Below are 9,201 nucleotides of genomic sequence, written 5' to 3'. Positions count from 1 at the left end.
TGTTCAAGGCGAGGCTCGATCAAATCGTCGATCCGGACCATGCGCTGGTCAGACTGTCGGGCTCGATCGACTGGCGGTTCCTCGAAGACCGGTTCGGCGCGGTCTATGACGATGATCCCGGCAGGCCGCCATTGCCGACCCGCTTGATGGTTGGGCTCGCCATCCTCAAGCACATGCACGACCTCTCGGACGAAGGGTTGTGCGAGCGCTGGGTCGAAAATCCCTACTATCAGCTGCTTTGCGGCGAAGAGTTCTTCCAGCACCGGCTGGTGTTCGACCGCTCCTCACTGACGCGCTGACCACGCACTCCTGATGCTGGCGCGCGAGGCGATCGGCCGGGAGGCCTCGCCGACGGCCGGCGTGATCGACAGCCAATCGGTCAAGACCACGGAAAGTGGCGGCCCTCGCGGCTACGACGCGGGAAAGAAGATCAAGGGTCGAAAGCGCCACATCGTCACCGACACCCAAGGGCTCCTGGTCGGAGCGATCGTTCACGCTGCCGACGTCCAGGATCGCGATGGCGCGCCAGATGTCCTGTGCAGCATTCGCTACCGCTTCCCCTGGCTGCGCCATATCTTCGCCGATGGCGGCTATGCCGGCGAAAAGCTCAAGGCGGTGCTGGAAAAGATCGGCCGGTGGACTATCGAGATCATCAAGCGCTCCGATGCCGCACAGGGCTTCGAGGTGCTTCCGCGCCGCTGGGTGGTCGAACGAACCTTCGCCTGGCTCGGCCGCAACCGCAGATTGGCCAAGGACTTCGAGCGAACCATCGAAAGCGCAACTGCCTGGCTCTTCCTCGCCTCTGTCCAACTCATGACAAGGCGCATCGCAGCGATAAAAACAGCAATGCAATTTTGAGTCAGGCTCTTAGTGATGCTGCCACGCCTGACCGTCTCCCCGGTCGATCGCTCGCCCGGCACTAGGCCAAGATAGCCCATGAGCTGACGTGAGGTCTCAAAACGGCTCACGTCACCAACCTCGGTGGCAAATGTCACCGCGACGATTAGATCGACACCTCGCAGTGTTTGAAGCGCCCGCACGAGTGGCTCCAAGGACCAGGCCGAGACGAACTCTTCGATCGTGCGCTCCAGACGTTCGACCCGCTCCTTGGCGATGCGAACTGCTTCGACCATTTCTTGCAGCGCGATCTGATGCGCGGGATGATCGAACTGCTGTTCCTGAAGCCAACGCAGATAGCGCATCGTCCATCCCTTCTTGCGGGGATAGGTGCGGCCATGCTTGAGCATGAAGGCGCTCACCTGCTGGCGGTGGACCCGCAGCGCCTCAACCGCCGCCGCCCGGGCGCGGACGAGATCTCGCATCGCTTCGTGGCTTTCATCGGGAACCCACACCGCCGTTAACTCGCCGGCGCGCAGCAGCCGGGCGAGAGAAACAGCGTCCCGGCGGTTTGTCTTCACGCGATCGCCAGGCTTCCTCGGGATCAGCGATGGCGCAACCACGGTGCATTCATGGCCGAGCGACCGGATCAGCCGATAAAGGCCATAGCCAGTCGGACCGGCCTCGTAACAGAAATGCACACCACCAAACCGGCTGGCGATCCGTTCAACGACCCGGCGCATGCCGGTCGCCGACGCGTCGACCTCACCGAAGAAACGAACCTCTCCTTCCCGGCCTGTTTCCGCGATCGCGATGGCGTTTTTCAGCTTCGCGACGTCGATTCCGACAAATGCTTCCCTATAATCTGCCACGGCTCGTCCTCCTGTGATGAGGATCGGCTCGGTACGCCCGAGTAACCCTCGGACGCGCAGTGTAGGGCGAGCCACCTCACTGGAAGAGGCGGACATACGGCCTTACCGTCGAGCGGCAGCGGCGCACTTTCGAGTGGGCGCGTCGAGCGCGATACGCTGGGTGGCGCAGGCGCGAAGGACGGGCAGGGTAACGGCGAAGCCCGACGCACGCGATCCAACTCACACTTCCACGGGCATCCGCTGGTCCCCTTCAGGTGGGAGGCCTCCTGATCAGGTCGTTTATGATCAGCCAAACCTCCCAGGCCGCATTACTCAGCACCAAACGATCCCCCAAGGCTTCCATCGCGAGACTTAATCCGATTTGCGACCGTACGTTAGAACATGACAAAGACTGTCCGATTTCCGACATGCAGTCGGTCTGGTGCACTTCCGTGAAACAATATTCCTTACTGATCAAGCTTGTCGCAGTTGGCACAGGGTTTGAACAGAGAAGTGCATCCACGGGAGCCGCCTACGAAGTGGCGGCTACACTAACGCTTCTTCGGCTGTGGCCCTTTGGCGCAATGACACGAGCTGCCACATGGAATCGGTCTCAATAGCACGTCACAAAAACTGCCCTCAATGTGGCTCTGCATTGGTCCACCTCGAGTGGCATGAACGCATCGGTGCGCGGAAGGTCCAAGATCTCTGGCGCTGCTGGAACTGCAGGAATGAATTCATGAACGTTTTCACTTCTGACGATACGGATCCTCCCGCCGCTGAGATCACGAAGCTATTCTTTACCAGCCTGTTAGTCTGATCATGACGCTGAGCCGCTAACACTCGCATCCGAGCGGCGCCGGACTTGGCAATCCAAAGCAGGGCGGTGGGCAGCTTAGGCGAAAACGATTGGACCGTAGGCTGCTCAGAAATACGCTGCGCGACCTTCCCGTCATAAATGCAGTTGGAATGTCCTTATGAGGCTCGTACGTGCAATCGTCGGCTTGGCCCTGTTGGCAGTGGCATTGTACGTTATTATTGGTGAGCACTTCGCTGGAACATCGGCGGATGCTACACTCAATGCTCGGCTCTACATCGTTCGCGCCCCGATCGAAGGAGAGGTAACGCTTGCCGTAAAGAGCATCGGCGCGCGCATTAGCCCCGGCGAGCTCGTAGCAGAAATCAACGACCAACGCTTCGATACCGCGAGGCTTCTTGAGCTTGATCGCGATCGCACGAACCAGCAGATCGAGCTCAACCGTCTCGTTGGCCAGCGAGAGGCATTGTCCGCATCCATGTCTCGCTTCGATGTTCAATCAACTGATTACCAGCGCGGAAGGGTTCGGCAGATTGAGGCTCGAATTGCCGAAACGAAAGCAGCTCAAGACGCTGCGGCCACACGCCTTCGTCAAGCGGACGCAGAATTCAAGCGAGCAAACGAACTAAGCACGCGTGGTGTACAGACGGCGGCGAATTTGGATCGCGCTCGCGCAACTTACGACGTAGCGCAGCAAGAACTGGAGAGTGCGCAGCAGCGAGTGAGATATTTAGAGACGGAACTTACGTCTGCTCGCGACGGCGTCTTCATCGGGGAGTCCTATAACGACGCTCCCTCCTCGGCCCAACGTATCCGAGAGCTCGAGCAGCGGCTGGGCGAGCTAAATGTCGACAAGGAGCAGGTGAAAGCACGTATTGTACAGCTCGGCCGGCAAATCGATGCCGAGCGTCTTCGTGTCAATAATTTGAGCTTCGCTACCCTTAATGCCAGCGTCGTTGGTCTAGTCTGGGACATACTAATAGACGATGGCCAATACGCGCGGCGCGGCCAGGATCTCGTCAAGATCGCAGACTGCAGTACACTGATCGTCACTGCGGGCGTCAGCGAATCTCTCTACGACGGCCTCTCGGTGGGAACGGCCGTGCAATTTCGGTTGTTTCGAGATGATCGTATTTTCAATGGAACCATAACCCGCCTTGGCGGATCCGGTGCGGCCTCGCTCTACACCAATCTTGCTGTGGGTCCAAGTGCGCAACATCTCCAGCGCTTTGATGTCACAGTGACAGTTCCGGATCTTGCAGGAGAGGCAGATCTCGGCTGCGCGAGTGGACGCACTGGACGCGTCATCTTCACAGCTGGCCCAATCGCACAATTCCGTCGCTTTATAACGCGGTACGGACTCTGATGCTTCTGCTGTCCCCACTCGTTGCTGCCTTCGCAGGCGCTGCCTTCATAATTGGGCTTCGCCTTACCGTCTTTCCGTTGCTCAATCCGATGAAGTGGTATTGGCGCGCTCTTCTCCTGGGGGCGGCTGCCGTACTGTCTTGGCGTTATATGGTTTGGCGCTTCACCGAAACGCTGGCACCGCTCGACTGGACTGCGGACGCGCTGTTCAGTTGGGGATTCGCCATCCTCGAAGCTCTGACGATGCTTTCCTCTACCATCGCGTTTTTCATACTGTCGCGGGTGAAAGAGCGGTCGACAGAAGCAGACCAGTACTCCGAATGGTGGCTGCCTGGAGAAGCGCCGCGAGTGGACGTTTTTATCACGACTTACAACGAGCCGTCGGAAGTGCTCGAACGCACTATCATTGGCGCGACGCAAATCCGCTATCCACGGCTTCGGATTTTTATCCTCGACGACGGCGCTAGGAATTGGGTGCGGCAACTTTGCGAGCTGCACGAAATCGGATATCTCGCGCGCTCGGATAAAGAGCATGCTAAAGCGGGGAACATTAGGTGTTTAGTCCCAGGCTTTGATGGTGCATTCTTATCGCACGATTCGAAGGATGCGCTATGGGACAAGTTTTACACGGCTGCGCCACCACGACGGAGGCAGTCCGTCGAGCAATACAAAATAGTCAAGAGAGCCTGAGGGCGCTCGCCAAGCGCTACGGGATCAACCAGAAAACTGTCGCGAAGTGGAAGGAGCGCAAGACTGTCGCCGATATCCCGACAGGCCCCAGGGACACCAAGTCGACAGTGCTTTCCATCGAGGAGGAGGCGATCATCGTCGCTTTCCGGCGGCATACGCTATTGCCGCTCGACGATTGCCTCTATGCGCTCCAGCCGACCATCCCGCATCTGACGCGATCATCCCTGCATCGCTGTCTCCAGCGCCACGGCATCAGCCGATTGCCGGGGGTCGAAGGCAGCAAGCCTCCGAAGAAAAAGTTCAAAGCTTACCCGATCGGCTACTTCCACATCGACATTGCCGAGCTCCAGACCGCTGAAGGCAAGCTCTACCTCTACGTCGCCATCGATCGCACCAGCAAGTTCGCCTTCGTGCAACTGGTCAGGAAGACGGGAAGGACCTCCGCCTCGGCCTTCCTCGAAGCTCTGATCGCGGCTGTCCCCTACAAGATCCACACGGTTCTCACCGACAATGGGATCCAGTTCACTTTCCCGCCGCGCTACGCGGACGGCCCGACAGCACGATACGTGACACATATGTTCGATATGCGCTGCCAAGAAAATGGCATCGAACATCGGCTGACCAAGATCAAGCATCCCTGGACCAATGGCCAGGTCGAGCGCATGAACCGCACGATCAAGGAAGCGACCGTCCAACGCTACCATTACGATCGACACGATCAGCTCGAAGCTCATCTCGCCGACTTCATCAACGCCTACAACTACGCTCGACGGCTGAAGACCCTGAAGGGCCTCACGCCTTACGAATATATCTGCAAATGCTGGACTTCCCAGCCGGAACGATTCAAACTTAATCCGCTCCAGCAAATGCCGGGACTAAACACCTAGCACTACTTTGGCAGATTGTGTTTTCGCCGCTGTTTTTCAAGGATTTCCTTCCGGCAATATGGGCACTGCTGAGGCGGCGGCCGAAGGATGAGATCGACGATGGCGTGACGTACGGCTGGCATGGTTGGCTGAGGCGGAGGCCCGTTGATTCTTGTTTTTCCGCTCCGCGTATGCGAGGCAACGATGTTGCAGGAAGGCGTAGGCAATCATTGTCATCAGGCGTGGCGATGAAGGCCTTGCCATGATCGCCCTTCGAAGTGATCAAGTCCAAGCTCCTCCTTCAGCTGTTGAGTCGGTCCGCCTGGTTGAGCAGCTCCGTCTCCAGCGGCGCCGCATCCCAGACACCGTCCAGATGCGCGGAAAGACTTATCACCAGCATCTCGCGGACGCTAACGGGGCCCCCGACGCGTGGCGGCCAGAAGCAGTCGCTTTGGCTCAGGCGCTCCGCTTTTCCGGGCGGTTTGCCACGGCCGATGCATGGCACGACGAGGCGCGCAGGCTGCTCGCACCGCTGCTTCCGGCCGACGGCCCATCCATCAATCAGCGGCTTCGTCGCAATGGTGAGTTGGAGAAGGTGTTGTTAGTCGCGCCTGCATCGGGCCACCCGGCACGGACAATCCATAGCGTGAAAGGTATGGAGTTTCCCGGGATCTGCGTAGTGATGTCGCCGAGCACTGCGAAGGGCATCATCGATTCTCTGGCCGGTGCCGCTGCGGGCGACAACGAAGAAGCTCGCAAAATCTACGTCGGTGCATCAAGGGCGCAGCGTCTTCTGGCGATCGCGCTGCCGCGGTCGCAAGCCCCGCGTCTGCGGGATTTGATGGTAGCGATGGGCGGCGCCGTTGAGCTGTTACGCTCTAGCAGCCGCCGCTCAAGCCCTTAATTTAGTCCCGTCGCTTTCATCCACCTCACCAGAGAGCCGAGCCGTAGACCGGCGCTGTAGTGATGCGATGATGTTGTCCAACCGTCGCAGTAAGTCATCGTAAGTCAGGATGTCGATCATATTGGCGAACTTGCGCTTGATGATCTCCAGATCGAGTTGCTGGCTCCCATCTAGTGGCCCGAGTCACAAGTTCGCAATCGTAGATTCGCGTTAGATTCGCGTCGCTGTGCCAGAGAGGCGGCTGCAACAGTGACGGAGGATCTGATAGCGGCCCAGCGACTTGCACCCCTGATATTGAGCGATGATGAGCGTGCTGAGCTTCAGTCGCTGACAATGCGGCGAAAGACGGCCCAGGCGCTGGCTCTGAGAGCCCGGATCGTGCTGACCTGCGCGGAAGGCGGTCAGAACAAGGAAACGCGGCCAAGCTGGGCCTAGAGCGGGGGACGGTAGGCAAATGGCGGCGGCGCTTTGTGGAGCAGCGCGTGGCCGGGCTGCACGATGAGCCGTGCTCGGGGGCACCGCGCACCATTGACGATGGTCGCATCGAAGCCGTGATCGTGAGGACGCTGGAAAGCTGCCCCGAAAACGCCACTCATTGGAGTTCTCGCGGTATGGCAAAGGCCAGCGGCTTGTCGGTGTCGACGGTGCAACGTATCTGGCGGGCCTTCGGACTCCAGCCGCACCGGCTGGAGTCATTCAAGCTCTCGATCGATCCGAACTTCGTGGCCAAAGTGCACGACGTTGTTGGTCTTTACGTCTCGCCGCCGGCACACGCCATCGTGCTGTGTGTAGACGAAAAGTCTCAAATCCAGGCGCTGGACCGCAGTCAGCCGATGTTGCCGATGCGTCCCGGCCAGCCGGCCCGAAGGAGCCACGATTACAAAAGACACGGCACCACCTCGCTGTTCGCCGCCCTCGACATTGCGACCGGACGGGTTATCGGCAAGTGCTACGGACGGCACCGTGCCGCCGAGTTCCGCAAGTTCTTGGACGAGATCGAGGCCGCTGTGCCGCGCCAACTCGACGTCCATCTCGTCATGGACAACTACGCCACCCACAAAACCCCGCTGATCCAGAAATGGCTGGCTAAACGGCCGCGCTGGCATGTGCACCTGACCCCGACCAGTTCGTCATGGCTCAATCAGCTCGAGCACTTCTTCGCGCTTCCTACCGATAAGAAGATCAGGCGCGGCGTCTATCGCAGCGTAGCCGCCCTCAGGGCGGACATCGCCTCGTTCATCGAACGACATAACGCTGATCCCAAGCCGTTCTGGTGGACCAAGTCAGCCGACGACATCCTTGCTTCCATCGAGCGCTTCTGCCGTTACAATGCCCCGGTACAACGCGACGCGATGTTGCGAACTTCTGGTTCAGGACACTAGCGCCGAGGAACCATTCGAACGCCGATCAGGACCAAGAATGATCATGGCCTTCGGGCTTGTGACATGGATTGCCATGCCAGGCGGAAGCTTTGCAGAGTTCCTGTCGACGTAGGGGTACCAACCATGGCCTAAGTCGCGCGCGACCGTCCCAAATCATGCCTTCATAAAGGACAATCGGGAGATGCTGCCCCCTGGAGCGCATGTTCTCGAACAGCAGCTCATAAAAGCTTCTTCAGGCTTGCGCAGTTGCGCTGCCAGCGGATGGATTTTGCATGTGAGTCATTCGTTGAAGCCACATTGCCATACAGCCGTCGCGAATCGCGATCGGCATAGCGCTCATCTTAAATTCTGCATCGCAGGTAAGCGAGGCGGTTTGGTACCGGGACCGTCCAAAAAGACCGGGCCACGGGCCTTACGTTGCCCCGGATGCGCAAGCCGGAAGTTCATCCAAATATGCCATCTCCTCGCGGGTGATGCGATTGAACACCTCTGGGCACGAGATGAGCCATGATCTGCCATTCGGGCTCGCCCTCGAGGCAGAGATTACCTTCCGCGGCCGCCTTGGCACGCTCGATATGTTCGCCAACCTTGCCGTTCAAGAGGCCGTGTTGATTACTATGGCTGAGAAGGATTCGATCAGGAGAGCGTAGCGCTGCATCTCCTCCACGCTATTCAAGAGCGTGTTTAGCATGGCGCGGATATTGTCGTGCCGCGTTGCATAGTTTCGGAAGTGCCCGTTTGCGGCCGATATCACGGTAAAGACGATGGCGATCAGACGGCGATCTCTTCTGCTTCGCCGGGACCATACGAGGAGATGACTCCAAAGCGATGGCTTAAGGCCGCGATCGCATGTTTGACCGCTGGTGCGCGGACGATAGTCCATTCCCAATTGTCGCGGTAAGGCTCAAGCGCCTTGAACCAAGACGCTCTTTGCGCGCCGATCTCCGCCTTAAGATTGGCTGTTATTCGCTCTTCGAGAGAAGGAAGGCCTTTCCCTCGAAACGTCAGCGCGTCGATCCGAACCAGTTTCGGCGGCTTGTACGCGTCCTCGCCGTCCTTCAAATAGCATTTCAGGACGATCGTCTTTTTCGTGGGATGCCTGGACCCCTTCGTGGTCTAAGACAAATGCATTGCCGCGGTGCCGGCGGAATACGTCGCGAAAACTTTGCGGGATATCATCGGTCGTCGGATCGACTCCATAGAGCACCCAGATCAGGTTGCCCCCTTCACGCTCATAATGGTGGGCAGCGGGCGGAGATTTCCGTTTGGAAGGTATTCGAGAGCTGGATTTCGATCGCAACGGTGCAAGGCCTTGCATTCGATATACACGTCGGGATACCTGCCAAAGCTGTTCTCTGTTTGCGGTAGGTACTGCGCGACTGTACTGCGGACATAACGCACGTCGGCCTTGGCGAGCTCGTCAAACGTTCGCAGAGCATCCGATGGGTGTGGGATTCCTGGTGGCCCTGGTACTGGGCTGCTCGGGCCT

The 9,201-nt window shown here is 58.8% G+C and carries 6 protein-coding genes and 5 pseudogenes; 8 read left to right on the top strand and 3 right to left on the bottom strand.

The genetic code is table 11. The features are described from left to right. Together E4K64_RS36580 and E4K64_RS36575 are read left to right on the top strand one after the other, a co-directional pair. Window positions 1-296: pseudogene (locus E4K64_RS36580) on the top strand (transposase); the annotation flags it as partial. A 1-nt stretch (window position 297) separates the two neighbouring features. Then, window positions 298-858: pseudogene (locus tag E4K64_RS36575) on the top strand (IS5 family transposase); the annotation flags it as partial. Here E4K64_RS36575 and E4K64_RS36570 read toward each other — a convergent pair. Continuing rightward, window positions 855-1,805: pseudogene (locus E4K64_RS36570) on the bottom strand (IS110 family RNA-guided transposase); the annotation flags it as partial. The pseudogenes E4K64_RS36575 and E4K64_RS36570 overlap by 4 nt on opposite strands. A gap of 887 nt (window positions 1,806-2,692) precedes the next feature. On the opposite strand from E4K64_RS36570, the gene E4K64_RS36565 reads away from it, so the two are divergent. From E4K64_RS36565 to E4K64_RS36555, 3 genes are read left to right on the top strand one after another with little or no spacing between them, the layout of a single operon-like run. Further along, the gene (locus tag E4K64_RS36565) at window positions 2,693-3,871 is read left to right on the top strand and encodes an HlyD family secretion protein (protein WP_164719153.1); all 1,179 of its coding nucleotides are present in this window, start codon (window positions 2,693-2,695) and stop codon (window positions 3,869-3,871) included. Then, window positions 3,871-4,560 (top strand): glycosyltransferase family protein, encoded by a 690-nt coding sequence (locus E4K64_RS36560; protein WP_235884912.1) that lies wholly within the window; start codon window positions 3,871-3,873, stop codon window positions 4,558-4,560. The genes E4K64_RS36565 and E4K64_RS36560 overlap by 1 nt, the downstream gene beginning before the upstream one ends. Then, window positions 4,482-5,447 carry an IS481 family transposase gene (locus E4K64_RS36555; protein WP_126262138.1) on the top strand — a complete coding sequence of 322 codons (966 nt, stop codon included), beginning with the start codon at window positions 4,482-4,484 and terminating at the stop codon, window positions 5,445-5,447. Before E4K64_RS36560 ends, E4K64_RS36555 begins: the two co-directional genes overlap by 79 nt. Window positions 5,448-5,483: 36 nt before the next feature. Here the strand turns inward: E4K64_RS36555 and E4K64_RS36550 are convergent. Then, a pseudogene (locus E4K64_RS36550) lies at window positions 5,484-5,737 on the bottom strand (IS701 family transposase); the annotation flags it as partial. A gap of 140 nt (window positions 5,738-5,877) precedes the next feature. On the opposite strand from E4K64_RS36550, the gene E4K64_RS36545 reads away from it, so the two are divergent. The 3 genes and pseudogenes from E4K64_RS36545 to E4K64_RS40750 all read left to right on the top strand — a co-directional run bounded on the left by E4K64_RS36545 (window position 5,878) and on the right by E4K64_RS40750 (window position 8,362). After that, on the top strand, window positions 5,878-6,330 hold the full coding sequence (locus E4K64_RS36545; RefSeq protein ID WP_167772434.1) for a 3'-5' exonuclease: 453 nt from the start codon (window positions 5,878-5,880) through the stop codon (window positions 6,328-6,330). A 264-nt stretch (window positions 6,331-6,594) separates the two neighbouring features. Continuing rightward, window positions 6,595-7,712, top strand: a pseudogene (locus tag E4K64_RS36540) (IS630 family transposase). A 500-nt stretch (window positions 7,713-8,212) separates the two neighbouring features. Further along, window positions 8,213-8,362: a hypothetical protein gene (locus E4K64_RS40750; protein ID WP_164719105.1), complete on the top strand. Its 150-nt coding sequence runs from the start codon at window positions 8,213-8,215 to the stop codon at window positions 8,360-8,362. A 121-nt stretch (window positions 8,363-8,483) separates the two neighbouring features. Here the strand turns inward: E4K64_RS40750 and E4K64_RS36535 are convergent, their stop codons facing one another. Next, window positions 8,484-8,774, bottom strand: coding sequence for a hypothetical protein (locus tag E4K64_RS36535; RefSeq protein ID WP_126261830.1), 291 nt, complete (start codon window positions 8,772-8,774; stop codon window positions 8,484-8,486). Between the last annotated feature and the right edge of the window lie 427 nt (window positions 8,775-9,201).

The sequence above is a fragment of the Bradyrhizobium frederickii genome (assembly GCF_004570865.1).
GTDB classification, from domain to species: domain Bacteria; phylum Pseudomonadota; class Alphaproteobacteria; order Rhizobiales; family Xanthobacteraceae; genus Bradyrhizobium; species Bradyrhizobium frederickii.
Note: the sequence above shows the minus strand (reverse complement) of the source record. Positions and strands in the feature narration are given on the sequence as shown.

Coding starts and splice junctions, on each gene's coding strand:
- E4K64_RS40750 (WP_164719105.1), top strand. CDS start 8,213: ATGAGCCATGATCTGCCATTCGGGCTCGCCCTCGAGGCAGAGATTACC.
- E4K64_RS36555 (WP_126262138.1), top strand. CDS start 4,482: ATGGGACAAGTTTTACACGGCTGCGCCACCACGACGGAGGCAGTCCGT.
- E4K64_RS36560 (WP_235884912.1), top strand. CDS start 3,871: ATGCTTCTGCTGTCCCCACTCGTTGCTGCCTTCGCAGGCGCTGCCTTC.